20 protein-coding genes are annotated in these 26,149 nt (G+C 68.7%); 7 read left to right on the top strand and 13 right to left on the bottom strand.

Annotation, left to right across the window (positions count from 1 at the left end; all coding sequences use genetic code 11):
• Positions 1 to 13: 13 nt before the first annotated feature.
• Positions 14 to 1,165 carry a cytochrome P450 family protein gene (locus FOB47_RS00305; RefSeq protein WP_174779642.1) on the bottom strand — a complete coding sequence of 384 codons (1,152 nt, stop codon included), beginning with the start codon at positions 1,163 to 1,165 and terminating at the stop codon, positions 14 to 16.
• Positions 1,166 to 1,246: 81 nt separating this feature from the next.
• On the opposite strand from FOB47_RS00305, the gene FOB47_RS00300 reads away from it, so the two are divergent.
• Positions 1,247 to 1,936 carry an ArsR/SmtB family transcription factor gene (locus FOB47_RS00300; protein WP_053824482.1) on the top strand — a complete coding sequence of 230 codons (690 nt, stop codon included), beginning with the start codon at positions 1,247 to 1,249 and terminating at the stop codon, positions 1,934 to 1,936.
• Between the two features lie 67 nt (positions 1,937 to 2,003).
• On the top strand, positions 2,004 to 2,507 hold the full coding sequence (locus tag FOB47_RS00295) for a DUF6630 family protein (protein WP_144425998.1): 504 nt from the start codon (positions 2,004 to 2,006) through the stop codon (positions 2,505 to 2,507).
• 20 nt (positions 2,508 to 2,527) lie between these two features.
• Here FOB47_RS00295 and FOB47_RS00290 read toward each other — a convergent pair whose 3' ends face one another.
• From FOB47_RS00290 to FOB47_RS00275, 4 genes are all read right to left on the bottom strand, one after another.
• Positions 2,528 to 3,493 carry a LysR family transcriptional regulator gene (locus FOB47_RS00290; protein WP_174779641.1) on the bottom strand — a complete coding sequence of 322 codons (966 nt, stop codon included), beginning with the start codon at positions 3,491 to 3,493 and terminating at the stop codon, positions 2,528 to 2,530.
• Positions 3,494 to 3,589: 96 nt separating this feature from the next.
• Complete coding sequence (locus FOB47_RS00285; RefSeq protein WP_174779640.1) at positions 3,590 to 4,675, bottom strand: Zn-dependent alcohol dehydrogenase; 1,086 nt, start codon at positions 4,673 to 4,675, stop codon at positions 3,590 to 3,592.
• 89 nt (positions 4,676 to 4,764) lie between these two features.
• The gene (locus tag FOB47_RS00280; RefSeq protein WP_217488898.1) at positions 4,765 to 6,507 is read right to left on the bottom strand and encodes an MBL fold metallo-hydrolase; all 1,743 of its coding nucleotides are present in this window, start codon (positions 6,505 to 6,507) and stop codon (positions 4,765 to 4,767) included.
• Between the two features lie 227 nt (positions 6,508 to 6,734).
• Complete coding sequence (locus FOB47_RS00275; protein WP_244959239.1) at positions 6,735 to 7,760, bottom strand: mechanosensitive ion channel family protein; 1,026 nt, start codon at positions 7,758 to 7,760, stop codon at positions 6,735 to 6,737.
• A gap of 122 nt (positions 7,761 to 7,882) precedes the next feature.
• Here FOB47_RS00275 and FOB47_RS00270 point away from each other — a divergent pair, with 122 nt between their 5' ends.
• Positions 7,883 to 9,388: an amino acid permease gene (locus FOB47_RS00270; RefSeq protein ID WP_174779639.1), complete on the top strand. Its 1,506-nt coding sequence runs from the start codon at positions 7,883 to 7,885 to the stop codon at positions 9,386 to 9,388.
• A gap of 75 nt (positions 9,389 to 9,463) precedes the next feature.
• Here the strand turns inward: FOB47_RS00270 and FOB47_RS00265 are convergent, their stop codons facing one another.
• The 5 genes from FOB47_RS00265 to FOB47_RS00245 all read right to left on the bottom strand — a co-directional run bounded on the left by FOB47_RS00265 (position 9,464) and on the right by FOB47_RS00245 (position 14,356).
• Positions 9,464 to 11,074 (bottom strand): sulfite reductase subunit alpha, encoded by a 1,611-nt coding sequence (locus tag FOB47_RS00265; RefSeq protein WP_174779638.1) that lies wholly within the window; start codon positions 11,072 to 11,074, stop codon positions 9,464 to 9,466.
• Positions 11,071 to 12,165, bottom strand: a complete 1,095-nt coding sequence (locus FOB47_RS00260; protein WP_244959238.1) for an FAD:protein FMN transferase — start codon at positions 12,163 to 12,165, stop codon at positions 11,071 to 11,073. The genes FOB47_RS00265 and FOB47_RS00260 overlap by 4 nt, the downstream gene beginning before the upstream one ends.
• A gap of 22 nt (positions 12,166 to 12,187) precedes the next feature.
• Positions 12,188 to 13,021, bottom strand: coding sequence for a DUF4198 domain-containing protein (locus FOB47_RS00255; RefSeq protein ID WP_244959237.1), 834 nt, complete (start codon positions 13,019 to 13,021; stop codon positions 12,188 to 12,190).
• A 71-nt stretch (positions 13,022 to 13,092) separates the two neighbouring features.
• Complete coding sequence (locus tag FOB47_RS00250; protein ID WP_053824485.1) at positions 13,093 to 13,659, bottom strand: DUF2271 domain-containing protein; 567 nt, start codon at positions 13,657 to 13,659, stop codon at positions 13,093 to 13,095.
• Between the two features lie 13 nt (positions 13,660 to 13,672).
• Positions 13,673 to 14,356: a PepSY-associated TM helix domain-containing protein gene (locus FOB47_RS00245; protein ID WP_174779637.1), complete on the bottom strand. Its 684-nt coding sequence runs from the start codon at positions 14,354 to 14,356 to the stop codon at positions 13,673 to 13,675.
• 367 nt (positions 14,357 to 14,723) lie between these two features.
• Here FOB47_RS00245 and FOB47_RS00240 point away from each other — a divergent pair, with 367 nt between their 5' ends.
• Positions 14,724 to 16,277, top strand: a complete 1,554-nt coding sequence (locus FOB47_RS00240) for a methyl-accepting chemotaxis protein (protein ID WP_053824486.1) — start codon at positions 14,724 to 14,726, stop codon at positions 16,275 to 16,277.
• 216 nt (positions 16,278 to 16,493) lie between these two features.
• Complete coding sequence (locus tag FOB47_RS00235) at positions 16,494 to 17,648, top strand: asparaginase (protein ID WP_174779636.1); 1,155 nt, start codon at positions 16,494 to 16,496, stop codon at positions 17,646 to 17,648.
• A gap of 46 nt (positions 17,649 to 17,694) precedes the next feature.
• On the opposite strand, the gene FOB47_RS00230 is transcribed toward FOB47_RS00235, so the two are convergent.
• On the bottom strand, positions 17,695 to 18,645 hold the full coding sequence (locus FOB47_RS00230; RefSeq protein ID WP_174779635.1) for an antitoxin Xre/MbcA/ParS toxin-binding domain-containing protein: 951 nt from the start codon (positions 18,643 to 18,645) through the stop codon (positions 17,695 to 17,697).
• A gap of 651 nt (positions 18,646 to 19,296) precedes the next feature.
• On the opposite strand from FOB47_RS00230, the gene FOB47_RS00225 reads away from it, so the two are divergent.
• Positions 19,297 to 19,614, top strand: a complete 318-nt coding sequence (locus FOB47_RS00225; protein ID WP_244959236.1) for a hypothetical protein — start codon at positions 19,297 to 19,299, stop codon at positions 19,612 to 19,614.
• A gap of 15 nt (positions 19,615 to 19,629) precedes the next feature.
• Here FOB47_RS00225 and FOB47_RS00220 read toward each other — a convergent pair whose 3' ends face one another.
• Complete coding sequence (locus FOB47_RS00220) at positions 19,630 to 20,541, bottom strand: DMT family transporter (RefSeq protein WP_174779634.1); 912 nt, start codon at positions 20,539 to 20,541, stop codon at positions 19,630 to 19,632.
• Positions 20,542 to 20,936: 395 nt separating this feature from the next.
• Positions 20,937 to 23,753 (bottom strand): bifunctional diguanylate cyclase/phosphodiesterase, encoded by a 2,817-nt coding sequence (locus FOB47_RS00215; RefSeq protein ID WP_244959235.1) that lies wholly within the window; start codon positions 23,751 to 23,753, stop codon positions 20,937 to 20,939.
• A 381-nt stretch (positions 23,754 to 24,134) separates the two neighbouring features.
• Here FOB47_RS00215 and FOB47_RS00210 point away from each other — a divergent pair, with 381 nt between their 5' ends.
• Positions 24,135 to 26,084 (top strand): sensor domain-containing diguanylate cyclase, encoded by a 1,950-nt coding sequence (locus tag FOB47_RS00210; protein WP_390884791.1) that lies wholly within the window; start codon positions 24,135 to 24,137, stop codon positions 26,082 to 26,084.
• The last annotated feature ends 65 nt before the right edge of the window (positions 26,085 to 26,149 follow it).

Raw genomic sequence — 26,149 nt, 5'->3', positions numbered from 1 at the left:
CGGCAGGCGGGCATCACAGGAAATGCGGGATCCGCGCGTTCAGCGACGGCCGATAACGATACGCCCGGGCCAGCACGGCAGGCTCGATGCCGCGCGCCAGCAGCGCGGCGACGGTCGCTTCGGCCAGCGCCGCCGCCAGCGCGTCGCTGGGACATCGATGCGCGCCATGGCCGAAGGTCCAGGGGCGCTCGCCGCGCTTGCCCGGCGTATTGACCGAAGCCGAGACATTGTCGATCCGGACCTCCGACGCAGCGGCCGCGGCAAGCAGTACCAGGATGCCGTCGCCGCGCCGCAGCGGCACGCCGCAGACGCGCGCATCCTCCGCCATGAAGCGGCGCGTGTTGTGGATCGGCGGATCGGCCCGCAGCACTGTTGCCACCGTGGTGGGCAGATCGTCGGCCGCGGCGGCATCGTGCGCGAGCCACAACAGCGTATTGCCGATCAGCCCGGCGGTGGCCTCGCAGCTCTGCACCATCAGGCCGAGCAGGTTGGCGGCGATCGCGTCGTCGTCGACACCGGCGGCGCGTGCCTCCGCGCACAACGCCTTCGCCCACGGCGTGTCGGCACGCAGCGGCAGTGTCTGCAGCGATGCCGCCGCCTCGATGCCGGCCTCGATCTCGGCCGGACCCGCCAGCGGCGACATGGCTGCGGCAAAGCTTGCGATCTGCGTGGCGATCCGGCAGCCGGTGACGTCGTCATCCACGGCGGTGAAGCCCAGCAAATGCGCGATGGCGTTCACCGGCAGCGCACCGGTCCAGCGGTTCGCGGTCGCCGCGTGATCGTCCGTCACCGGCAACAGACGCGCCGATGCCGATGCGGCCGCGCGCACGTCCTCCGGATTTAGCGTCGCCAGTTGCCGTTGCAGCACCGCCTTCAGCGGCGCATGGCGCTGGCCGTCGTTCATGCGGATCAGCCGCGCGAACAAGGTCCCCGCCGGCGACTGCGCGAGCGGCGGCGGCACCGGCTGGCCCGGCGGCCGCACGCGGCACGCCGGATGCGACAGCACCGCCGCCACTTCGGCCGGGCCCGCGGCGACCCACAGCATCAGCATGGCGTCGCGGTGAAACGGCTGCTGCCGGGCGAGTTCGCGATAGTAGCGATAGGGGGCGCGATGCGTCACTGCCGCCAGCGGATCGGGGGGCGGCGTTGTCGGGTCCGGGATCATGGGATGGACGGCAAGAAGGCAAGGTTGATATCGGCAAGTATCGGCCTATACTGCGATCGTTGTTTCACCGTGGAATGAACTATGGAATACGCTCCCAGCATCAGTCAGTTGGCCGGCCTGCTGGCCGACCCGGGCCGCGCCGCGATGCTGTGGGCGTTGATGGATGGCAGCGCAAGACCGGCCGGCGAGCTCGGGCTGATTGCAGGGCTGTCGGCCTCGTCGACCAGCGGCCATCTGGCTCGGCTGGCAGAGGGCGGCCTGCTGGCGGTCGAGACGCATGGCCGCAATCGCTATTACCGGCTGGCCGCGCCCGAGATCGGCGTCGCGATCGAGGCGCTGGCCGCGGCCTCGCAGGCAAGCCGCCCGCCGCGCCTGCGTGCGGTGCCGCCATCTCGCACGGCGCCGGCCACGCTGCGCCACGCGCGCACCTGCTACGACCATCTGGCCGGCGAACTGGCGGTCGACCTGTTTGCGCGGATGACGCGTTCGGGCTGGATCGTGGTGCGGGACAGCGCGGTGGAACTGTCCGAGCACGGCGCGCACGGCATGGTGCAGCTCGGCGTGGACCTGGATGGCGCGCGCCGCAAGCGGCGGCAGTTCGCCTGCACCTGTCCGGACTGGAGCGAACGCAAGCCGCATCTTGGCGGCGCGCTGGGCGCGGCCATGCTCGATGCGATGCTGCAGCGGCGCTGGGTCGAGCGCACCCCGTCGTCGCGCGCGCTGCGGGTCACGCCAAGAGGGCTGCGCGAAATCGGCCAGCTGGCGGACTAGGTTCGGCAGCCGATCGGCGGATCGGGCCGGCACACTGGCTTGGCATACGGAAGCGGGAGGACTGGGCGTGAATGGAGTAATCGACGACGAGTCGCGCCAGGCGGTCGAACGGCTGCTCGGCATGATCAACTTCGACGATGGCGCGATGGTCGAGAAGCAGCTGGCGCTGCTCGACGAAGCGCTGGAGGAAGCCGACGATACGGTGGAAGGCGCCGAACTGCTGTCGGTGGTGCAGGACGTGGTCGACTGGGAAGCGGGTTTCCAGGTGGAACAGCATGACACCGCGACCTTTATCGACTGCATCAACCAGCTGGCGTTGCGTGTGGACGTGGTACTGGATTGGGGCGTAGACGACCCCGACGACGAGGACTTCCTCGGGAGCACCAGCGTGCCCGAGCTGATGGAGCAGGCTTACGAGCAGTTGCGCACGGCCGGCTACACGCTATGGCACTGGGAGATCGGTTCGGGCGTCTACGCGGGCTGGATCGCGCGCGCCGAGGACGATGACGAGATCCTGGCGATCGGCGAAACGCTGGACATCGAACTGCGGACCGGCGATCAGCCGTTCTGAGCGGGCCAGCTGCCGCTGCATCAGGCCTTGAGGTTGTCCCTGGGTTCGGCCCTGGCCTCCACCTTTCCCGCGCGCCGCGCCCCACGCGCGGGCGCCGCGGCCCCGACCGTGTGCTCCATCACGTCGAGCAGCGCCCGCACCGCGGCCGGCATCAGCTTGCGCGCGGGCATCAGCACGTAGACCTTCAGCGGCGAGGACGCATAGGCCGGCAGCACGCGTACCAGCTGGCCCTGGCGCACCTGCTCGTCGACGAACTTCGGCGACAGGCGCGCCACGCCGAGGCCGTCGGTCGCGGCCTTCAGCCGGATCTCGGCGTTATGCGTGCGAATGCGCGGATCGACCGGCAGCACGGCCACTTCGACGCCGTCCTGCACGAATTCCCAGCGCCGATCGTCGGCATTGCCGATCACGGGCCAGCCGTTCAGATCGCCTGGCGAGCGCGGCAGACCGCGCGCCTGGATCAGCGATGGCGCGGCATAGAACGCGCGCTCGACCAGCACCACGCGCTTGCTGGCAAACGAGCTGTCGTGCAGCGTGGTGTTGGTCATCACGAAGGCAAGGTCGTAGCCGTGCTTGAGCAGATCCGGCTGGTCCCAGGTGACATCGATCTGCACCTTCAGGTTTGGATGCAGTGTCAGCAAGCGCGACAGGCTCGGGGCCAGATGCTGCGAGCCGACCTCGTACGGCGTGGCGATCCGCAGCGTGCCGCTGACCTGCTCGCTGGCCGAGGCCGCCTCGGCGCTGATCTCGCGCAATGCGGCGAAGTGCGGCGCGACGCGTTCGTACAGGCGCTGGCCCTGTTCGGTCACGCGCACGCGGCGCGTGTTGCGCTCGAACAGCCGTCCGCCGAGCTCCGCTTCAAGCCGGGCGATCGCCGCGCTCGCGGACGACTTCGGCACCTCGGCCAGTTCGGCCCCATGCGTGAAGGTGCCTGCCTCCACCACGCGGCAGAAGATTTCCCAATCCTTCCATTCGATCGTCTTCATCGTCTCGTTCGCCGGCGCCTGACGGATGCGGCGCGCGGGCGGGATTTTCCCACAGCGCGCGCGCCATCGCTGGATCGCGGCGCGCCCGCCGCCGGACTAATGCTCGAACAGGATCACCGAGCGCGCCAGCTCGCCCCGCCGCAGTTCGTCGAAGGCCTCGTTGATGCGCTCGAGCGGCAGCCGCTGCGCGATCAGCGCATCGAGCTCGAGACGGCCCGACAGATAGAAGTCCACCAGGCGCGGCATGTCGATCGGAAAGCGATTCGAGCCCATCATCGAGCCCTGAATGCGTTTCTCGGCGAGAAAGTCGGTGCCCTTGAGCTCGATCTTGACGCCGGGCGGCAGCATGCCGATCACGGTGGCCGCGCCGCCCCGGCGCAGCATCGCGAACGCCTGCTCGGCCGTGGCCTTCAGCCCGATCGCCTCGAACGCGTGATGCACGCCGCCGCCGGTCAGCGTGCGCACCGCGTCGACCGGCTCGGCCGCGCTGGCGTCGACCACATCGGTGGCGCCGAAGCGGCGCGCCAGTTCCAGCTTGCCGGGCAGGCGGTCGATCGCGATGATGCGGCCGGCGCCCGCGAGCGCGGCGGCGTTGATCGTGGCCAGGCCGATGCCGCCGCAGCCAATCACCGCGACGGTTTCGCCGGGCCGCACGCCGGCCGTATGCGCGACCGCGCCGAAGCCGGTGGTCACCGCGCAGCCGATCAGCGCGGCGCGGTCCAGCGGCATGTCGCGCCGGATCGCGACCAGCGCATGCTCGTGGATCAGCATCTGCTCAGCGAAGGCCGACAGGTTCAGGAACTGGTTCATCGCCGCGCCGCTGGCGCGCAGCCGCGGCGCTTCGTCTTCGCGCCGGCGCGTATCGGGCGCGACGCACAGCGACAGATGGCCGCTCAGGCAGTGTTCGCAGTGGCCGCAGTAGGCCGACAGGCAGGTGATCACATGATCGCCGGGCTTGACCGTGCGCACTTCGGCGCCGACCTGCTCGACCACGCCGGCCGCTTCGTGCCCCAGCACCACCGGCATCGGGAACGGATAGGCGCCGTCGAGAAAATGCAGGTCCGAATGGCAGACGCCGACCGCCGCGGTACGCACCAGCACCTCGCGCGGGCCGGGCTTGTCGATGGCGAGGTCTTCGATGACCAGCGGGGTCCTGGGCTGATGCAGCACGGCAGCTTTCATGGTGTCTCCTTGTTCCGCTTGTTGGGCTATCGGGGAATCCACTGCGATGTTGCGCGCGCCGGCGCATCGGCCGGGCCGGGGAGCGGCCCTTACTGCAGCATGCGCCAGTCGCCCTGCGCTTCCTGCGCCTGTCCGTCGGCCTGCAGCTTCAGCAGATGCGCCAGCAGCGAGCGCTGCGCGACCGGCAGCATGCGTGGCGGCACGTCGTCGTAGACCCGCGGCAGCAGCGTTTCGATCGGCGCCGGTCCCAGCTCGCGCAGCGCATTGACGACCTTGGCCTCGCGATGCTGGCGATGGCGCATCAGCAGGCGGATCGCCTCGCGCGGCCGCGGCATCAGGAAGCCGTGGCCCGGCGCGAGCCATTCGAGGTCTTCGTCCAGCAGCGCGGCCAGCGAGGCCAGATAGGCGCGCATGTCGCCATCGGGCGGGCCGATCACCACGGTCGAGCCCTGCATCACGTGGTCGCCGGTAAACAGCAGCTTCTCCTGCTCGAGCAGGAAACACAGATGGTTCGACGCATGGCCCGGGGTATGGAGTACACGCAGCGTGATGGCGTCGCCCGGTAGATCGATGTCGCCCAGTACGATGCGCTCGCCGTGCTCCAGCACACGGTCGGGCGCAAAGGTCGGGTCCTGCCGCTCGGGCCGGTTTGCCAGGCGTCCCAGTACCTGAGCCCCGGTTGCCTCGCGCAGCCGTACCGCGCCCGGCGAATGATCGATATGCGTATGCGTGGCCAGGATCCAGCGGATCGGGCCGGGCGCGGCGGCCAGCACCGCGCGCTGATGCGCCTCGTCGTCGGGGCCCGGATCGATCACCGCCCATTCGTTGCGCTTGCCGCCGCCGACAAGATAGGTGTTGGTGCCGGGGCCCGTCATCGCGTTGCCGTTGTCGGCGGTCACGCGCCAGACGCGGTCGGACAGCCGCACCGGCACGCCCGGTTCGAGCGCATAGCGGCCATGGCCGGCCCCGTCCGGATCGATGCGCGCGATCTCGGCATAGGGAGGCTCGTCGGGCTGTACCGGGCGCACGCCCCTGGGGCCATTGGCCAGCCGCGGCATGATCAGCGCGATCTCGCGCAGCCCCTGCGCGTAGTCGAAACAAGCTTGCGCGGTGGGGAAATGCGCGATCGACGCCAGCATGCGGCGCGTCACGTTGACCAGCGTCATGCCGCTGTCCGGCGCGATCGCCTCCGACGGACGCACCCAGCGATGGTCGACCGCCTCGACGCCGTCGTGCATCGCGCTCTGGCCCGGCGGCAGCACCGCGACGAAGAAGCGCGTGTCGAAACGCTTGGGCAGGCCCGGCGGCGTCAGCCAGTGGCTGATATAGGCCATCTTGTCCATCGCCAGCCGCAGATCGAAGCGGCGGCACACCTCGGCGATGCCCGGGCCGCCGTAGCGCACCGCCTCGCGCAGCCAGGCCAGCTGCGCGTCGTCGAAGCGTTCGAGCGCCACCATCTCGCCGTCGCGCTGGTAGGCGAACAGCAGGCCCGCCTCCTCGCAGCATTCGCGCACCGCGCACAGGTAGAAGTCCAGACCCCCTGCGGGCAGGCGCAGCCGCGCGCTGGCAGCGGCATCGTCGAGCCCTTCGCACAGGCCGTGCAGCTGGTTGTCCTGCGGATCGAGCGTGCCGCCGGGAAACACGTAGGCGCCGCTGCTGCGATCGTCCTGGCGTTCGGGCCGGCGCACCAGCAGCACTTCCATGCCGGCCGCGCCGTCGCGCAGCACCAGCACGCTGGCCGCATGGCGCAGCGACGGCGCGCGCGGGCGCGCCGCCGGCGCAGCAGATGGAGCGCCGGCGGCGGCGTCCGGAGTGGGGTTCGATGGATTCATACGGATTGGAACGGATAGGCGAGAGGCGCGCGGAAACCGCTTGAATGCGGTGCGGGCCGTCATCGGATCGCCCTAGTGTAAGGGCAAGCGTCGCGGCGGTCATGGCGCACTGCGCCAGGGAAGCGGCAGCGCTGTGCGGTCACCGGCCGCGGCACGCGCCATGCAGGCGAGGCCGGCCCCGGCCCGTCGTCCCGCGAAGGCAGGGACCCATTGGCCCTGGCCGGCGATCAGAACGCCGGCGACGAGGCGGGCGGCCCGCTGGTGTCCGGGTTGCCAGGGCTGCCGGCCGCGCCGGGCCGTACCGAGCGCGCCATCCGCGCCCGATCCTCGGCGGCCTCGCGTCGTTCGGCTTCCCGCTTTTCGTTCCCGGTCCCGGCCTCGGCGGCGACATCGCCGCCTGCCTGCTTGCTGTCGTTGATCCGCTGCCGATAGAAGCGCCGGATGATCTGCTGCGCCACCGGCAGCCGCCCGCCCACCGGCGCGGGGAAACGCACGATCGCATCGAGCCGGTCGGTGCCGACCGGTTCGAACATCACGCGCGGCGCGAACTGCGACAGGTCCAGGAAGCGCGTATCGCCATAGCGGCGCAGGCTCTGGCCCGCGGCCTCGAGAAACGGCTCGCAGGCCTGCTGTGCGATGTCCAGCAGTTCCGCCTCGATGCGGTCCGGGTCGCACTGCGCGGCCAGCGGAATGCGCACCGTGTCCAGCGTGTATTTGCCCGCCTGCGAATGGTTGCGCACCGCGACGGTCAGCAGCAGGCTGTTGGGCACCTGCACCGTGAAGCCGGTGAACTGCCGCGTCGGCGCGACCTCGACCAGCGTGGTCGTCAGCGCGTCCATGTCGATGACCTCGCCGGCGTACTGGCCGATCTCGACCAGATCGCCGAGCTGGAACGGGCGCGCGATCATCCGCATGAACGCGCCGAGGAAGCACATCACCAGTTCCTTGCCGGAGATCATCAGCGCGGCGGCAAAGGCGGCCAGCGAGATCGCGACGCTCTTCAGTTCGGAGACCCAGATGCCGAGCAGCAGCAGAAAGGCCACCGCGCCGATCAGATTGCGCGAGGCCACGGTCCAGGTGCGATAGCTGCGCAGATTGTCGCGGTCGGCGAGCTGACGGGAGACAAAGAAGCGGTTGCTCAGCTTGACCAGCAGCACGCCCATCAGGACGATGAGCACGCTCAGCACGATATGCAGCAGGATGCTGTCGTTGAAATCGAGGTTCAGCTTCATGGTGTCGGGACCGCGGCGCATCGGGGCACCGCCAGGCCACGCGGGCAGGGAAGCCACGATTCTACCGAGTTGGCGGCCCGGCTATCCCGGCGGCGGGTTTTCTTATAGGATGCCGCCCCATTGCTGGCCTTCCTGTGTTCACCATGACCGCTTCCCAAGACTCGCGCGGCGCCGGCGTCGGCGTCGAGAGCGACACCGCCTCGGGCGCCGCCGCGCCGCGCCTGCAGCGCAAGCTGCGGGCCCGCCATCTGAGCATGATCGCCATCGGCGGCTCGATCGGTACCGGGTTGTTCGTCGCCTCCGGCGCGACCATCGCCCAGGCCGGCCCGGGCGGTGCGCTGGCCGCGTATCTGCTGATCGGCGCGATGGTCTACTTCCTGATGACGAGCCTGGGCGAGCTGGCCGCCTATATGCCGGTGGCCGGCTCGTTCTCGACCTACGGCTCGATGTATGTCGACGAGGGCTTCGGCTTCGCGCTCGGCTGGAACTACTGGTACAACTGGGCGGTGACGATCGCGGTGGAGCTGGCGGCCGCGCAGCTGGTGATGCAGTACTGGTTCCCCGATACGCCGGGCGTGCTGTGGAGCGGACTGTTCCTCGCGCTGATGTTCGGGCTCAACGCGATCTCGGTACGCGGCTTCGGCGAGGCCGAATACTGGTGCTCGCTGGTCAAGGTGGTGACCGTGATCGCGTTCATCGCGATCGGCACGCTGATGATCTTCGGCATCCTGCGCGGCGACGTGCCGGCCAGCCTGGCCAACCTGACGCTGGGCGATGCGCCCTTCGTCGGCGGCCTGCCCGCGATGATCGGCGTGGCGATGATCGCCGGCTTCTCGTTCCAGGGCACCGAGCTGATCGGCGTCGCCGCCGGCGAATCGGCCGACCCGGCGCGCAATATTCCGCGCGCGGTGCGGCAGGTGTTCTGGCGCATCCTGCTGTTCTACGTGCTGGCCATCGCGGTGATCGGCGTGCTGATTCCCTATACCGATCCGAGCCTGCTCAAGAGCGATGTGCAGACGATCGGCGTCAGCCCGTTCACGCTGGTGTTCCGCAATGCGGGGCTGGCCTTCGCCGCTGGCCTGATGAACGCGGTGATCCTGACGGCGGTGCTGTCTGCCGGCAATTCGGGCATGTATGCGTCGACGCGGATGCTGTACAACCTGGCCACCGAAGGCCGCGCGCCGCGCGTGTTCGCCCGGCTGACGCGCAACGGCGTGCCGATGCCCGCGCTGCTGGCCACCACCGCGGTCGGCGCACTGTGTTTCCTGACCTCGCTGTTCGAGAGCAAGGCGGTCTATCTGTGGCTGCTGAGCCTGTCCGGCATGACGGGCTTCATCGCGTGGCTGGGCATCGCCATCAGCCACTACCGCTTCCGCAAGGGCTGGATGCGGCGTGGCCTCGATCTGTCGCGGCTGCCGTACCGCTCGCCGTTCTTCCCATACGGTCCGATCTTCGCGTTCGTGCTGTGCCTGGTGATCGCGCTGGGACAGAACTACCAGGCCTTCCTCAGCGGCAATATCGACTGGTGGTCGGTGGCCGCCACCTATATCGGCATTCCGATCTTCCTGGCGATCTGGCTCGGCTACCGGTGGACACGCAAGACGCGGTTCATCAGGTACGAGGACATGCGGTTTCCAGGCATGGAATGAGCGATCGTACGAAGGGCATGTCGCCTTCCCGCGTTCGCGGGGGCGACAGCTCGGCGGGCGGCCAACGGGCCCTGCTCAGTAGACGTCGCGCCGATAGCGCCCGGTCTCGGCCAGCGTCGCGAGCGTCTGCGCGCCCAGCACCTCGGCGAGCGCATCGTTGACACCGGCGGCCATGCCCTGCAGGCTGCCGCAGACGTAGACCGCGGCGCCCGCGGCGATCCATTCGCGGATCTGGGGCGCAGCGGCGCGCACCGCGTCCTGCACGTAGCGCAGCGGCGCGCCGTCGCGCGACCAGATCTGGTCCAGGCGCTGCAGCATGCCGCTCGCCTGCCAGGCCGCCAGCTCCTCCCGATAGAAGGCGTCGTGCGCCGCGCTACGTTCGCCGAACAGCAGCCAGTTGCGCGCATGACCGGCAGCGGCGCGCGCCTTCAGCAGCGCACGCAGGCCGGCCATGCCGGTGCCGTTGCCGATCAGCAGCAGCGGCCGGTCGTCGGCCGGTGCGTGGAACGCGCGGTTGGTGCGCACGCGCAGCGCGATGACCGCGCCAGGCGGCGCGTGTTCGGTCAGCCAGCCCGAAGCCAGGCCGAGCCTGCCGTCGTCGTGGCGGGTCTGGCGCACCAGCAACTCCAGGCGGCCATCGGTGGGCAGCGAGGCGATCGAATATTCGCGGTGCGGCAGCGGCGGCAGCGCGTCGACCAGCGCCTGCGGCGACAAGCCGCGCATCGTTTCGGCATGCGGCGCGGGCAACGGCATGCGCGTGGCCAGCGCTTGCGCCAGCGGCATCGCCTCGCCATCGCAGCGTACCGGCGTCGCGCCATCGAGGGACAGGTCACGCAGCAATTGCGCGAGCTGATCGGGCGGCAGCCGCGGGCCGATCTCGGCGATATCGCCGGCATGCCAGTCCAGCATGGCCGGCGATTCGGGCTCCAGCGCCAGATGGAAGGCCGGCGCGCCGGCGCTGCCGGGATTCATCAGCCGGCGTTCCACCAGCCGCCAGCGGCCATAGCGCGGCGCCTCCCAGTCGGCGATCTCGGCGCCGCCGGCCAGCGCCGACAAGTGGTTCTGCCAATGGCGCAGCGCGCCGGTGTCGCCGTTGTCGACCTCGACCAGATCGAACAGCGGCCGCGCCTGTGCGCGTTGCAGCGCCGCGGCCAAGGCATGGCCGTAGGCGCAGAAATTCGCGTAGCTGCTGTCGCCCAGCGCGAGGATGCCGTAGCGCAGGCGGCTCAGGCCATGGCCGCTCGCAGCGGCCAGCTTGCGCGTGAAACCCGCGGCGCTGTCGGGCGCATCGCCTTCGCCGGTGGTGCTGGCCACGAACAGCGCCTGTCGGCAGCGCGTCAGTGCGGACAGATCGAGTTCCGCAAACGAGGCGACGCGCACCGGCAAGCCGGCGCGTTGCAGCGCCTGCGCGGTCTGCATCGCCAATTGCTCCGCAAACCCGGTCTGGCTGGCATAGGCGATCAGCGTGGCATCGTCGGCGGTCGAAGCGAAGGCCGCGCTGCGCTGGTGCCGATGGCGATGCAGCGCCAGAATCGCGCCGCAGAAACCGGCGTAGGCCAGCGCGACACCGCCCGCGGTCGGCCATTTGCCCGCACCGGCAAGCGACAGCGCCAGGCCGGATGCGCCCGCGACGCCGCTGAGCGCGCTCGCCAGCGAGGGAAGGCGGAATCGTCGCGGCGCGTTCATGCGAGCATCGCCGCGAAAGCCGGCGACATGCGTTCGGTAAAGCCGCTCGGCGTGCGCAGAAGCATCCGCGCCGCGATGCCGCGCTGCGTTGCAAACGCCATGCCGGCCTCGGGGCCGAGCACGGTCAGCGCGGTCGACAGCGCGTCGGCCATCATGCATCGACGGTGCAGCACGGTCACCGACGCGAGCGCGTGGCTGACCGGATAGCCGGTACGGGGGTCCAGCGTGTGCGCGTAGCGGCGGCCGCCGCTGTCGAAATAGCGCCGGTAATCGCCGGAGGTCGCGACCGACAGGCCATGCAGCGCCACCACGGTCCGCGCGGCATCGGCGGCGGCATCATCGGCGGCAGGCGGGCTTTCCAGCTCGACCCACCACGGCATGCCATCGGGCTTGACGCCCTCGCCGCGCAGCTCGCCGCCGATTTCGACCAGATGGTGCGACACGCCGCGCGCCGACAGCCATGCCGATACCGCATCGACCGCATAGCCCTTGGCGATCGCGCACAGGTCGATCGACACGCCGCCGGGCTGGCGCGCACGCCGCCCTTGCTCGTCGAGCTCGATGCGCGCCCAGCCGCAGCGGGCCCGCGCCGCTTGCACTTCGTCGGCGCCGGGCGGCGCCGACCGTGGGCCGTCGGGCCCGAAGCCCCACAGCGATACCAGCGGTCCCGCGCTCGGATCGTAGGCGCCGCCACTGTCGCGCGCGACCGCCAGCGCGGTCTGCAGGACCGAGAAGCAGGCGGGCGGCAACGTCAGCCAACTTCCCGCTTGCGCGCCGTTGAAACGGCCGATATCGGAGTCGTCGAGCCAGTTGCTCATCTGGGCGACGATCTGCGCGAGCAGCGCATCGATGCCGGCTTCGATCGCGGCGGCCTCGCCCTCTTTCCCGTGATCGTCCGCAATCAGGCAACGCACAGACCAGGTCGTGCCCATCGTCTGCCCGCCGCATCGATGCAGCACCACCGCGCCCTCGGGCAGTGACGGTGGCGCATCGAAGCGCAGCGGCACCAGCACGCGCCGGGCAGCGAAGGCAGGCGCGGACGCCGGCGCGGACTGCGTGCGAGGCGCCGCGGCGGCGGACATCGGCAGCATCGGTAAGTCCAATCCGCCGCGCTTACTGCGGCAGCACCTCGAAGGTCGCCATATAGGCCGCGCGGCGCGCCTTGGCGGGTTTGAGCGAGACCTTGTCGTCGCGCACTTCGGCCTCGATCCAGTACATGCCCGGCGACGGCCACTTGATGGTGAACTTGCCGTCGGCATCGGTCTTGACCTTCATCTCGCCGAGCTGGTCGCGATAGCGGTTGCCGCCCGGCACCACTTCGACCTCGACGTTGGCCGCCGGCTTGCCGTCGAGCAGCAGACGGAAATTGGCCGGCTCGCCCGCGAACAGATCGTTCGGATGCGTGACCGGGGCCAGTTCCAGCCCGCGGCCCGTGGTCTTCAGCGCCTGGGTGGTCGGCTTGCCCGCGGTCACGAAGGTCTCGAGCCGGCTCTCCGACTGGGTGACCTGCAGCTCCTGCGCGTTGGCCGGCACCTTCTGCGCAAACTCGTCGGCCGAGCCGCGCCAGCGCTTGGTCTGGCCGTTCTCCTTGTAGCTGGCGAACAGGCCGTTGTTGACCACGGCCAGCTTGTAGGTGCCCGGCGCGGTCAGATGCACGTCGAAGGTGCTGCGATAGCGGCCGGTGCTCTGGTTCTCGGCCTTGGCCGGGCTGCCGTCGGGCGCGCTGACGCTCAGGTTGTCCAGCCGCAGCGGGAAATGCTCGAAATAGAACAGGTCGTTGGACACCGCCGCGTCGACGGTGACCCACGGGTCGCTGCCCGACAGCACGGTCGCCGACGGCAGCAGCCATTGGCGGTGGGCGTGCGCCGACAGCGGCAGCAGCGCAACCAGGGCCAGCGCGGACAGCCTGGCGCAGAGGGACAGTGGGGACATCGCGGAACGGTTCATCGAGGGCTCCAGGGCACGGGATCGGAAAGCGTCGAAAGGAATGCGGCGGACAGCGGCGCAGCGCGCGCCGCTCACGGCTTCAGGCTGACGGTGACGGCGCCCAGTTCGTGCTGGCCCTTGGCCTGCGCCGACCTGGCAGCGGATTTGGCGCCCGATCTGGCATCTTCAGGCGGCCAGGTGAACGGCACGCGCAGCAGTTCGCGGCCGCCGACTTCGCGGGCGGCTTCGACCACCAGCTGGTATTCGCCCGCCGGCAGCGTGGCCAGCGGCGCCTTGCCGTCGGTGAAGGTCACGGTGTGCTCGCCCGGCGCGCGTGTCGCGCCGGAGATGCCATCGGCCGGCATCTGCAGATCGCGGCCGGCCTTGCGCCACCACTGGCGCATGTCCTTCAGCCACTTGGTGCCCTCGGCATTCTTCAGCTTGACGTCGTACCAGACCGACAGGGTCGCGACCGGGCTCTGGTCGGCGCGCTCCAGCCACATCGCCACATAGGGGCGGTGATATTCGGCGACGCTCAGGCGCGGGATCTCGACCTTGACCTGGATCTCAGCGGCCGCGGCGGGCGCGGCAAGGGGCATGGCAACCAGGCCGCCCAGACCGCTCAGGCCGGTCAGGGAGACGCTAAGCAAACGACGCATAGAGAAAACCTCGTCAATGGATAAACAGGATCGCGAGCAGCAGCGGGGCGACCAGCCCCAGGCCCACCAGCGGCCAGGTGGCGACGCGCCCCCCGGCGTGCAGCTTCAGCAGGAACAGGCCGGTCACGCAGAACACCAGGCAGGCGAACGCGAACACGTCCAGGAACAGGCTCCACGCGCCGCCGGTATTGCGGCCCTTGTGCAGATCGTTCAGATACGAGATCCAGCCGCGCGTGGTCAGCTCGTACTGGGTCTCGCCGTTGTCCAGCGCAACGCTGACCCAGGCATCGCCGCCCGGCCGCGGCAGCGGCACGTAGATTTCGTCGGCCGACCATTCGGCCTCGCGGTCATGCGCATCGACATCGAATTCGCGCTGCAGCCAGTCGGCCAGCTCCACGGGCACCGGGGCCTTGTCCTGGCCGGCCAGGGCCGCTTCGCGGGCCTGCAACGCCGCCAGCACCGGGGCCGGTGCCTCGGCAGTGCGGCTGACGACCTTCGGCTCGGCCTCGATCTGGCCCGCATGGTTCAGCGTGAAGCCCGTCACGGCAAACAGCAGCATGCCGATCAGACACAGCGCGGAGCTGATCCAGTGCCATTGATGCAGATGCTTGAGCCAGAACGCCCGGCGCTGCTGCGCCGCGCCCAGACGTGTGTCCAGCGGCGGGTCCAGGCGGGGGTCCAGACGGGATTGGTTCATGACTGTGTTCCGGCGCCACTGCGTGTTGCTGTCGCCGGGGCAATGCGGCGTGCGGGACGGCGGCGATGCGCGCTGCGCTTGCGTTGGCCGTCCCTCGTGGGCCCGTCGCAACGGGAGTTTCAGGAGACCGAAAGAATAATTGTTCTCATTTGGTCCTGCAATGCAGACGTGATCGAGAAGTATTACAACGCATTTCACGTGGCCGCAACTTGTAAGTAAGTGCATGTAACTTTACGCGTACTGACACGATTATGTCCGCATTTGCACTCGTGGAAAGCCCTAGGCCGATCCCGGTCAAGTTTGTCCGGCGGCTCGCCGTTATGCCGCCGACAAACACAATTTTTACGGTGGACCACGGGGAAACACGATGCTGGAACGTCTTAGCTTGAGAAAGAAATTGCTGCTGCCATTGGTGCTCAGCTGGGTGTGCCTGTTGGCGCTGCTGCTGTGGGATGCCTGGCAAATGCGCAACATGCGGCTGGACGAGCGCCGCACCGACCTTGTCCACGTCACGGAGACCGCGCTGTCGGTGGTCAAGGCCTACGAGGCCGAGGCGAAGGCCGGCAAGCTGACGGTCGAGCAAGCCAAGGAATTCGCCGTCGACAAGGTTCGGACGATGCGCTTTGGCAGCGATGGCTATTTCACGCTGATGCGCTCGGACACCGTGGTCGTGATGCACCCGATCAAGTCGGAGATGAACGGCAAGAGCATGGCCGACTTCAAGGACCCGGCCGGCACCTACCTGTTCCGCGACATCGCCGAGATCGGCAAGGGTCCGGGCACCGGCTTCGTCCACTACCTGTGGCCCAAGCCGGGCGCCGAGGCCCCGCAGCCGAAGCTCAGCTATGTCGCCAACTTCAAGCCGTGGGACTGGAACTTCATCTCCGGCGTCTATCTGGACGATATCGACGCGGCCTTCCGCGCCTCGCTGTGGCAATCGCTCGGTCTGCTGCTGGTCATCGGCACGCTGATGAGCCTGGTCGTTGTCCGCATCGCCAACGGCCTGCATAAACAGCTTGGCGGTGAGCCAGCGCTCACATCGCATATCGCCAGCCGGATCGCGGAAGGCGATCTGGCCAGCCGCGTCGAGGTCGCGCCCGGCGACCAGCGCAGCGTGCTGTTCGCGATGGCGCAGATGCAGCAGCGCCTGACCGGCGCGATCGGCACCATCCGCGGCTCGGCCGATTCGATCGCCGGCGCCGCCAAGCAGATCGCCGCCGGCAATGCCGACCTGTCGCGCCGCAGCGAGGAACAGGCCGCCTCGCTGGAAGAGACCGCCGCCAGCATGGAACAGCTGACCAGCACCGTTCGCCAGACCGCCGACAACGCGCGTCAGGCCAGCCGGCTTGCCGAAGGCGCGTCGGAGATCGCGGTGCGCGGCGGCGAGCTCGTCCATCAGGTGGTTTCGACGATGGGCGAGATCAAGGACGCGTCTGGCAAGGTGGTCGACATCATCGGCGTGATCGAGGGCATCGCCTTCCAGACCAATATCCTGGCGCTGAACGCCGCGGTCGAAGCCGCCCGCGCCGGCGACCAGGGCCGCGGCTTTGCCGTGGTGGCCGGCGAAGTACGCAGCCTCGCCCAGCGCAGCGCCACCGCCGCCAAGGAGATCAAGGCGCTGATCGGCAACTCGGCGCAGCGCGTCGAGGACGGCTCGGCGCTGGTCGAGAACGCCGGCAAGGCGATGGGCGAGATCGTCGAGGCGGTCAAGCGCGTCACCGACCTGATCGGCGAGATGCGCGCCGCCACCGAGGAACAGACCGGCGGCATCGAACAGGTGAACCAGGCCGTCACGCAGATGGACCAGATGGCGCAGCAGAACGCCGCGCTGGTCGAACAGGCGGCGGCGGCGGCCGCTTCGCTGGAAGACCAGGCCGACGCGCTGCACCGGGCGGTGGGGACGTTCCGGTTGGCGGCTTGACCGCCCACGGTGTTGGGGCCGGGCTGGTACGTTGATCGAACCGCTGGGTGGCTCTGGATGGCCTACGGCGTCGTGTGTATAGTCCACGCTCTGCGCTTGACGTGAACCGGTGAACAGCCGGTACGGCAGGCGCAGGCAATCCAATACGAACAAGGACAGTTGCACACGGCCGCGCGCTCACAAGGCGACGCGAAGCCATCCATTCAGAGGAGCATCATGGCCCGTACCACCATCCTTCACCCCGTCCGTCCGATTGCCGCGCTGCTGCTTTGCGCCGGACTACTCGGCGGCGCTGCCCATGCGCAGACGGTTGCCGCCCCTGCGGCACCGGCTGCCCCCGCGGCCACCACGGCTGCGGCCGCGGCGGCGCCAAGCCAGGTCCGCAAGGCCAATATCGTGATCGTCGGCACCGGCGGCACCATCGCCGGCGCGGGCGCCTCGGCCATCAATACCGCCGCCTACCAGTCCGCGGTGGTGCCGGTGGACAAGATCATCGCGTCGGTGCCGGAAATCTCGAAGGTCGCCAACGTCAAGGGCGAGCAGGTCTTCCAGATCGGTTCGGAAAGCTTCAACAACGAGCGCCTGCTCAAGCTCGGCAAGCGCGTGTCGGAACTGCTGAAGCAGCCGGACGTCGACGGCGTCGTGATCACGCACGGCACCGACACCATCGAAGAAACCGCCTACTTCCTGAACCTGACGCTCAAGAGCGACAAGCCGGTGGTGGTGGTCGGCTCGATGCGCCCGGGTACGGCGCTGGGCGCCGACGGCGCGCTGAATCTGTACGACGCGGTGCTGGTCGCCTCCAGCCCCGAATCGAAGGGCAAGGGCACGCTGGTGGTGCTGAACGACGAGATCCACACGGGCCGCGACGTCACCAAGAGCAATACCTTCAAGACCGAGACGTTCCGCTCGCCGTTCGGCCCGCTGGGCTATGTGGTCGAGGGCCGCACGCTGTATTACCGGCTGCCGGCACGTCCGCACACCACCGCGACGGAATGGGACATCGACCGCATCGACAGCCTGCCTGAAGTGGCGATCGTCTATGGCTACGGCAACGCGAATCCGGGCAGCGTCGACGCGGCGGTCAGGAACGGCGCCAAGGCCATCGTCTATGCCGGCACCGGCAATGGCAGCGTCGGCGAGTACATGGTCGAGCCGCTGAAGGCCGCGCGCGCCAAGGGCGTGCAGATCGTCCGCGCCTCGCGCACCGGCAGCGGCATCGTGATCCGCAACGGCGAGCAGCCCGACGACAAATACGACTGGGTGGTGGTCGACGACCAACTGCCGCAGAAGGCCCGCATCCTGACCGCGCTGGCGCTGACCAAAACGAACGACACGCGCGAGCTGCAGAAGATCTTGTGGAAGTATTGATGTGCTGAGGTACTGAAGTGCCAAGGCGGATCGCTTGAGGCCCGGGTTAGCCCGGCCCGCTCAGGCAGCGCGAGCGATCCGCCGTCCAGGTCCGCATGTAGGCGATCACCTGCCTTAGGCCCGCCTCCGTCGTCATCAAACTGATCGGAGTCTGCCCACCGAGATACGGCGAGGGGGCATCGAACCATTGAAATGCCGCCGACCGGCTGCCCCGGACCGCGGTGGCCAATTGCAGCGCTTCCTCGAATAGCTCCGGATGCGCATGCCATGAATCGGGCTTGACCGTCGGCTTTTTCCCGCCATGGATCACGCGCGGCAACTGTGAAGCGGCCAGCTCCTCGACGGTGAGATGGCGGCGCACCCAATGACAATGGGCCGCCAAATCGGCATTCGGCAATCGTTGCCGATCGAGCGTAGGGATGACCAGGCCGACGATCACCTTCGTATGTGCGCGGATCATCCGGAGCGCTGGCATCAGATCCGTATCGTTCGACACGATGACGGCTTGGTCGATCTGATCGGAGGCGGCGTCATGATAGGCATGCAGCGCAAGATTGACATCGCTCTGCTTTTCCTCGAGTTTCCAGACCGCGACCCGATCGCAGTCGCGCGGCCACCGTCCCGGGCAGGCTTCATCGATGCGGGGCATTCTCACTTTGGTAAGCGAGTAATACCCTTCGACGATTCGAATGCGGCCGTCATGGAGCTTGCGCAATGCCGAGTGATAGCGTGCCTGCGAAGAGACTGAATCGGCTGCCTTGGCCGCGGTTTCGATGATTCTGGCCGTGAAGTATTGAATCGCTTCCGGCAGCAGCTCGGACCGGCACGGTACGCCCGCACGTTGTACGAGGATCGAAGGAAGGACTTGCTGCGAGAATAGCTGGTAGAGGTCGAGCCACTTGTAGCAGGTGCCCTTGAGGCAGCCATAGTAGAAGTTGTAGCCGTCCACATAGACCCGAGTACGTAGGGCACTCGGCGCCATTTCCCCTAGCTGCATGGATGTCCCCTGAAACGAAAAAACCGGCTTGCGCCGGCTTTTTCTCCCAGGCACCGGATGGACAAAGCCACGCCGGTTTCAAGGGTTAGTTGTTCAGCAAAGGGTACCGAGCCAGGTTCGTGACGTCAACATGCGATACGCCGCATAGGCGGAGCCACCGTCACGCCGCGCCACTGATGTAACAAAAAGTATCTCCGCTCAATCAATACTTGTAATGAGATCAATTCTCATTTACTATCGCATCACTGTCTGACGACGCCGATACCTGAGTTTCAGGGCCCGTCGCAGACCAGCCGGCGGCGCAGCACCAGCGCCTGCCGCGAGAATTCCGCGACGCCGCCTGGCGGTGTCCGCCAAACCGTCTTTTGTGGGGACCGCTCCGTACCGCGGAGCGTTTGGCAGTAGCCAGTCGCCGGAGGATCAGGGGAGCAACCAGACCCCGCTTTCTTGATCGCCAAACTCCGTCGGCAAGCAAAGCCACCTTTTTATTCCTGGCGCCGTGCCGTGCACGGCGTGTCTTTTCCGGGCGCCCGGCCAGGGCGCGGCAGCCGGAACATCCGTCGCCCGGCGCGCTGTGCGCGCCGGCGCATCGAGCGCTCTCCTCTGACTGTCCGCCGCTTCGCCATGCCGGCCCCTCGATGGAGCTTCGCGATGGAACGCCTGTTCAAGCCACTGACCGAACTGAAACGCATCCTGGCGCGGCAGTTGCGCGAGCAGCCAGGTTGCCATGATTGCCAGTTGCGCGCGGTATGCGTGCATCGGCCCGACCACACCGGTTGCAACTGGAGCGCGGAGGTCGATTTTCCCGGTCGTTGCGATGACGATGCCGTGCGCGACCTGCCGCATGCGCGGCAGGTGATCATGCTGGTGCGCGAGCGCTACAACGTCGCCGCCGGCCTGACCGGCCAGCGCAATGGCGGGGCCGGCGCCGCCGCGGCCTGGGCGCCCGGACGCCGACTCACTCGATGACCGACCACCGCCGGATCACGGTCGTCCCGTGGCCGGCACTGCCGGCACCGCCGCCGGCTTCAGCACCAGCCACAACGCCACGCCGATCAGCGCCCCGCCCACCGCGTGAGCCCAGGACAGCGACTCGCCGAGAAACACGGCACCCCATACGATGCCGAACGGGGGAATCAGAAACGTCACGCTGAGCGCGCGCACCGGTCCGATATCGGCGATCAGCCTGAAATACAGGATATAGGCGAGCGCGGTACAGACGATGCCCAACGCCGCCATTGCCGCCCAGACGCCGGCGCTTGCCGCCGGCAGCGTGTTCTCTCGAACCAGCGACGCCACGCAAAACGGCAGCAGGAACAACGTCGCGCCAACCATGCTGCCCGCCGCCACCAGCCGCGCGTCGAGTCCGCCCTGCTGGCCGATCCAGCGGCGCGTCAGAAAGCCGGCCAACCCATAGCAGGCGGTCGCGGCAAGACAGGCGAGAGCGCCGAGGATCACTTCCATGCTGAACGCGACCGGGCCGGTCCGCGTCAACACCGCCACGCCGGCCACGCCAATCAATACGCCGACAGCCTTGGCCAGCGTCATCCGTTCGGCAAAGAACAGCGCGCCGATCAGCACGCCCATCAGCGGCGTCATGGCGTTGAACACCGCGGAATATCCGGCTGGCAGCCACAGCGCGGCCACCGAGTACATCACGAAGGGAATGCCGGAGTTGATCGCGCCCAGCACCATCACGCGGCCCCATTTGCCGCGCATGTCCCAACGGATACGCAGCACGGCCAGGATCGCTGCCAATGCCAGCGCACCAATGACCACACGGACGAAGGCGGCGGTCAGCGGGCCGAGCACCGGCGCGCCGACACGGATGAACAGAAAGCTGGCGCCCCAGATGGCGGACAGCGAGAGCAGACGGAGGCAATCGGCGGGGGTCATGATGGGATCGGCGCTCGTGGCGTCCGGTACAGGCGCGCGGATGTGCGCAGATGGCCGGATTTGACGCTCGTCGGCCACCGATGGCAAGCCGTTTTCGGACATCCGCATGGTCCCGGAGTCCGGCTTGGCGATGTAAGGACGCAACTGTTGCGTGACGGCATCAGCTTGACCCCACAACAGAAAGGGTAAATATTACAAGCAGTGACAAAACGCCTTAAGTGAAATTAAACTCTGACCTGCGCCAGAGTTAATTGACCCCTCCGACGCATTCCCGACGAGCCGCCAGGCAACTGGCGGCTTCTTTTTTTGGTGCGGCGGCACCGCGGTCGCGAAGCGGCGCCATGCCGGGCCAAAAACGTACCCGTTTCTGCGGGCGCACCGCGGACATGTCTTCGCTAGACAGCCTGTACCGCCACGCCGCGTTCGCAGCGCTCGATCAGCTCCGCCAGCGGCACGCCGGCGCCGAACAGGAAGCCCTGCACCGCGTCGCAACCCTGTTCCCGCAGGAAGCGGAACTGGTCGGCGGTCTCGACGCCTTCGGCCACGACCTGCAGCCGCAGCTGATGGCCGAGCGCGATGATCGCCGCGACCACGGCCCGGTCCTCGCCATTGCCATCGCCTTCGGCAAGATTGGCGACGAAGGAACGGTCGATCTTCAGCTTGTTGATCGGCAGCCGCGTCAGATAGCTCAAACCCGAATAGCCGGTACCGAAGTCGTCGATCGACAGGCCGACGCCGAGCGCGCGAATGCCGCGGAAGGCGTCGATCGTCTGCGGCGTACCCTCGATCAGGATGCCCTCGGTGACCTCGATCGCCAGATTGCGGGCGGGCAGGCCGCTTTCGCGCAGGCAGCGGTCGACCAGCGCGGGGAAGTCCTCTTGCTGCAGGTGCGGCGGCGAGATATTGACCGCGACCTCCAGGTCCAGGCCGGTACGCATCCGCAGCGTCTGGATCTCGCGGCACGCGGTGGCCAACACCCATTCGCTGATCGGCACGATCAGTCCGCATTGCTCGGCGATCGGGATGAACTGGCCCGGCTGCATCGCGCCGCGCTCGGCGGTGTACCAGGACAGCAGCGCCTCGACCCCGACGATGCGCTGGCTGGCGGTATCGACGAGCGGCTGATAGCGCAGCGTGAATTCCTGCTCGGCCAGTGCCCGCCGCAGCAGCCCTTCGATGGTGAAGCGGGCCAGCGACGCCTCCTTCATGTCCGGCGAGAAGCGGCGCACCTGGCCACGGCCGCCCTGCTTGGCCGCGTGCAGCGCCGCATCGGCCGCCTGCAGCAGGTCGGCGACGGTATTGCCGTCGCTCGGGAACAGCGCCATGCCGATCGACGGCACGACGCGCAGCCTGACGCCACCGAGCCGCAGCTCCTCGGACAGCCGCGCCACGATCTTGGCGGCCGCCAGTTCGGCCTCGCTGTCGTCGGCGATGTCGGACAACACCACCGCGAACTCGTCGCCATCCATCCGCGCCGCCAGATCGGCTCGGCGCACGGCGGCGCGCAGCCGGTCCGCCATGGTCCGCAACACATCGTCGCCAACGTGGTGGCCCAGCGAATCGTTGATGCGCTTGAACTGGTCCAGATCGATCAGCAGCAGCGCGACCCGACCATTGTGGGCTCCCACCGCCTGCAGCAACGCGTCGGCGCGTCCGCTCAGATAGTCGCGATTGGGCAGGCCGGTCAGCGTGTCGTGGTGCGCGAGGTGATCGATATAGGCATCGGCGCGCCGCCGCTCGGTCAGATCGTGCGCGATCGCCAGATAGCCGCCGGCACCGTCCTGGCCCGGCTGGCCGTGGCGCTTGCCGGCATCGCCGCCCGACAGCGGCAACAGCGTCAATTGCACCGGCAGCGTGGAGCCGCCCTTGCGGATGTAGTGCCAGGTGTGCTCGTCGACCAGCCCGAGGCGCGGCTTGGCGATCAGCGCTTCGAAACCGGGCGCGACCGGCTGGCCGAGTTCGGCCGACAGGGCACGGGCACGCGCGGCCAGCTCGCCCGGCTCGTGCAGTGCGCTGTACGGAATGCGTCCGACCAGTTCGTGCGCCTGGTACCACAGCATCTGCTCGCCAGGCCGATTGATCGAGGTGATGGTGCCGTGTCCGTCGAAAGCAATCACGCAGATCGGCGCATGGTCGAGCAGGCGTGCATGCCGCTGCGCCACCAAATCGGCCGACTGCCTGGCCCGCTCGGCGCTGCGGCGCCGCGCGGCCAGATGCCAGGCCAGCCAGCCGAGCAGCGCGGTGCCGAGCGTACCTGTCGCGATCACCAGCGGCACTGGTGCACCGGGGCCCCCTTCCTCGAACGCGGGCAGCGTGGTCGCGCGCACGGTCCAGGTCTGGCCACCGAACGCCAGCTCGCGATCGAGCTGGCGCAGCGGATGCGAATGCGTGCGAGGGGCCGCCTCGCCGCCTGCCCGGGCCAGCAGCAAGGCATTGGCGGCGGAGGGCCGCCCCTGGTACAGCGCCAGCGAAAGCCTGCCGCCATGGATGGCCGCCGCGTCCGCCATCAGGTCGCCGAGCCGGTAGGCCGCATAGACATAGCCGAGCAGCGCCTGCCGCCGCTCCTCCACCGAATTGACCGGCATGCCGTTGCGGTAGACCGGCAGATACAGCACCGCGCCCTGCGCGGCAACGCTGCGATGCACTTCGCGCAGCAGCGCCACGCGCGCGGTCATGCGCGCCTGCATCGAATCGCGCGCCGCTTCCGCGGTGGCACGGCGTGCCGGGTCGGACAGATGGTCGAAGCCCAGCGCGCCCAGCGTGCGGCCGGCGAAGGGCTCGACATAGATACCCGGCGCGTAGACCTCGCGCTCGCCGCGCGGAAATACGTCGAAGGCGGGCAGGCCGTCGGCGCGGACCGATTCGACCAGCGCGTCGAGCGCAGCGGCCTGCGTCAATCTGGCATAGCCGACCGAATGGATGCCGGGGGGCAGGTCGTCGACCTGCGTGGCGAGCATATAGGCCCGCCATTGGTCCCGCGTGGTGTCGGGATTGGCCGCCAGCAGGCCGCTGGCTCCGCGCAGCAGGCGCTCGCCGGTGTCGAGCCGCTGGCGCACTGCCATCACGCTCGCCGACAGCATCGCGTCGAGCCGCTGCGCGGCGGCGCGTTCGCTCCATGCGGCGCTCTGCACGGCGGCCGCGGCAGTGATGCAGGCGCCCGCGGCCACGACCAGCAAAGCCAGGACGGCGGGAGGAAGCGAAGGCAGTTTCATCGCAATAGCAAGGCGGGGCCGTGCGGCCTGGATAGGAGCGGCGCGGCGTGGCGCCAAGGTCGTGACCGGCACCGATGCCGCTGGCGTCCAGGCTCGGATCACGGCTTGGACTATACCGCGCGAAATGCACTTTGCGACAGCGGGACAGGCCGTGTGCCGCGACTCGCACCATGCCGCTCGATGTGATACGGTGACGCCTACGGAACCCGCCGACCCGGGGAATGCCCTTGCGGGCACGCATGCCACCGTCCCCCCTTGCTCGACGACTCGCCCAACGCACCGCCGCACGTAGCGCCGAAAGGACCGCCCGACACACCGAACGACGATCGCCGCGAGCCGCCCGCCACGGCCACGGCGCGTCGTCCCCGGTTCGCGCTGTCGTTGACGACCCGTATCGCGCTGGTCACCGCCGGTCTGTCGACCGTGCTCGGCGCCGCCCTCGTGGTGGGCTCGCTGAAATCGGCCCATGACGACCTGCGTGACGCACTGCAGGCGCAACAGGATTCCGTCGTCAAGCTGACGGCCGAACAGCTCGACTCCGCGGTCAACGATCGCCTGATCCTGCTCGAGCACCTCGCCCCGCAATTCAAGTCGATGATGGACGCGCCGGCCGCGCAGCTGCAGGCCATGCTCAGCCGCACCATTCCGATCCCCGGCACCTTCAACAGCGCCGTCGTGGTCGATGCCAGGGGCATGCTGCTGGCCCGCGACGGTACCGTGGTGTCGGTCGCGGACCGCACCTATTTCCGCGAGGCTGCGCGCACGCTGGCGCCGGTGATCAGCCCGCCGATCCGCGCCCGGGCCGACGGTTCGGTCGGCGTGCTGCTGGCCGTGCCGATCGTCTCGGACGACAAGACCTTCCTCGGCCTGGTCGGCGGCTGGATCGACCTGGCGCGCTCGAACTTCCTGGTCGAGGTGCCGCACAGCCCGATCGCCAGCACCGGCTTCTATTGCCTGGTGTCGGCCGGCGCCCAGCCGGTCTACGTGCAGCACCGGCTGCAGCAGCAGGTGGGACAGCCAGCCCGCGCGCAGGGAGAGACCTGCGGCGTGCAGGCCCAGCCGGCAACCCTGGAATTCCTGACCCCGCGCGAGCCGGTCATCGCACGCTATCTGATGGCGACCACCGGCTGGGAACTGGTCGCCGTGCTGCCGGCCAAGGAGGCCTTCCAGCCGCTGCACGCGATGCAGCAGCGCTTCCTGTTGTGGTCGGCGGTCGCCGTTGGCCTGGCGGCGGTACTGAACTGGTTCGCGGTGCACTGGATGTTCGCGCCGCTGGCGCAGCTGCGGCGCGTGGTGCGCGACAGCGCGCGCGACCTGTCGGCCTACGAGCGGCTGTCGACCCATCGCCATGACGAGATCGGCGTGCTCGCGCGCGCGTTCGCCCGGCTGATGCGCGACGTGCGCGAGCGCCGCGAACAGCTGCACCGCAGCGAAACGCGCCTGCGCGCGGTCACCGACACGCTGCCGTCGCTGCTGGCCTTCATCGACACCGACGAGCGCTACGTCTTCAACAACCTCGCCTACGAGCGCACCTTCGGCATTCCTCTCGACCAGCTGCGCGGCATGACGCTGCGCGAACTGCTGGGCGAGGCGCGCTACGCCCGCATCCAGCCGTATCTGCAGCAGGCGCTGGCCGGCACCGCGGTCACCTTCGAGACCGAGTTCCACGATCCCGACTACCACTGCACCGAAACCAATTTCCGGCCCGAGTGGAGCGCCGACGGCAGCCGCGTCGAGGGCGTGCATGTCCATGTGCAGGACATCACCGCGCGCAAGCTCGAGACACTGCGTCTCGCGCAGATCTCGCGCCTGGACCATCTGACGCAGCTGCTGAACCGCAGCGCGTTCGAGACGCGGCTGGCCGAGGCGATGGCACGCAGCCGCTCGCAGGACCGGCTGATGGCGCTGCTGTATCTGGACATGGACCGCTTCAAGGCGGTCAACGACCACTATGGCCACGCGGCCGGCGACCAGCTGCTGCAGAGCTTCGCCAAGCGCGTACAGCGCTGCGTGCGCGAGCGCGATGCGGTGGCGCGGCTGGGCGGCGATGAATTCGCGATCGTGATGGAGGACATCGACCGGCCCGATGTCGCGGTGCGCGTCGCCGGCGCGATCCTGCACGCGGTCGGCCGCCGCTTCTTCATCGAGGGCGCCTTCGTCGACGTCAACGTCAGCATCGGCATCGCGTTGTACCAGGGCGCGCCGATGACTTGGCAGCAGCTGGCCAAGGAGGCCGATGCGCTGCTGTACCGCGCCAAGGACGCCGGACGCGGCCGCTTCGAGATCGGCCCGCCCGAGCTGGCGAACCGGTCGCGCGAGGCCCGCCCGTAGGCCGCCTTGCGCGCCGGCGCGGCGTCGGCAGTCCCGGCGGCGTATCCTAGAAGACCGATTCGCAT

Source organism: Cupriavidus gilardii, from assembly GCF_013347325.1.
Classification (GTDB): Bacteria; Pseudomonadota; Gammaproteobacteria; order Burkholderiales; family Burkholderiaceae; genus Cupriavidus; species Cupriavidus gilardii.
The sequence above is the reverse complement of the archived record's forward strand: the minus strand, read 5'-3'. Positions and strand labels throughout refer to the sequence as shown.

Coding starts and splice junctions, on each gene's coding strand:
- FOB47_RS00305 (WP_174779642.1), bottom strand. CDS start 1,165: ATGATCCCGGACCCGACAACGCCGCCCCCCGATCCGCTGGCGGCAGTG.
- FOB47_RS00300 (WP_053824482.1), top strand. CDS start 1,247: ATGGAATACGCTCCCAGCATCAGTCAGTTGGCCGGCCTGCTGGCCGAC.
- FOB47_RS00290 (WP_174779641.1), bottom strand. CDS start 3,493: ATGAAGACGATCGAATGGAAGGATTGGGAAATCTTCTGCCGCGTGGTG.
- FOB47_RS00285 (WP_174779640.1), bottom strand. CDS start 4,675: ATGAAAGCTGCCGTGCTGCATCAGCCCAGGACCCCGCTGGTCATCGAA.
- FOB47_RS00280 (WP_217488898.1), bottom strand. CDS start 6,507: ATGAATCCATCGAACCCCACTCCGGACGCCGCCGCCGGCGCTCCATCT.
- FOB47_RS00275 (WP_244959239.1), bottom strand. CDS start 7,760: ATGCGCCGCGGTCCCGACACCATGAAGCTGAACCTCGATTTCAACGAC.
- FOB47_RS00270 (WP_174779639.1), top strand. CDS start 7,883: ATGACCGCTTCCCAAGACTCGCGCGGCGCCGGCGTCGGCGTCGAGAGC.
- FOB47_RS00265 (WP_174779638.1), bottom strand. CDS start 11,074: ATGAACGCGCCGCGACGATTCCGCCTTCCCTCGCTGGCGAGCGCGCTC.
- FOB47_RS00260 (WP_244959238.1), bottom strand. CDS start 12,165: ATGCTGCCGATGTCCGCCGCCGCGGCGCCTCGCACGCAGTCCGCGCCG.
- FOB47_RS00255 (WP_244959237.1), bottom strand. CDS start 13,021: ATGAACCGTTCCGCGATGTCCCCACTGTCCCTCTGCGCCAGGCTGTCC.
- FOB47_RS00250 (WP_053824485.1), bottom strand. CDS start 13,659: ATGCGTCGTTTGCTTAGCGTCTCCCTGACCGGCCTGAGCGGTCTGGGC.
- FOB47_RS00245 (WP_174779637.1), bottom strand. CDS start 14,356: ATGAACCAATCCCGTCTGGACCCCCGCCTGGACCCGCCGCTGGACACA.
- FOB47_RS00240 (WP_053824486.1), top strand. CDS start 14,724: ATGCTGGAACGTCTTAGCTTGAGAAAGAAATTGCTGCTGCCATTGGTG.
- FOB47_RS00235 (WP_174779636.1), top strand. CDS start 16,494: ATGGCCCGTACCACCATCCTTCACCCCGTCCGTCCGATTGCCGCGCTG.
- FOB47_RS00230 (WP_174779635.1), bottom strand. CDS start 18,645: ATGCAGCTAGGGGAAATGGCGCCGAGTGCCCTACGTACTCGGGTCTAT.
- FOB47_RS00225 (WP_244959236.1), top strand. CDS start 19,297: ATGGAACGCCTGTTCAAGCCACTGACCGAACTGAAACGCATCCTGGCG.
- FOB47_RS00220 (WP_174779634.1), bottom strand. CDS start 20,541: ATGACCCCCGCCGATTGCCTCCGTCTGCTCTCGCTGTCCGCCATCTGG.
- FOB47_RS00215 (WP_244959235.1), bottom strand. CDS start 23,753: ATGAAACTGCCTTCGCTTCCTCCCGCCGTCCTGGCTTTGCTGGTCGTG.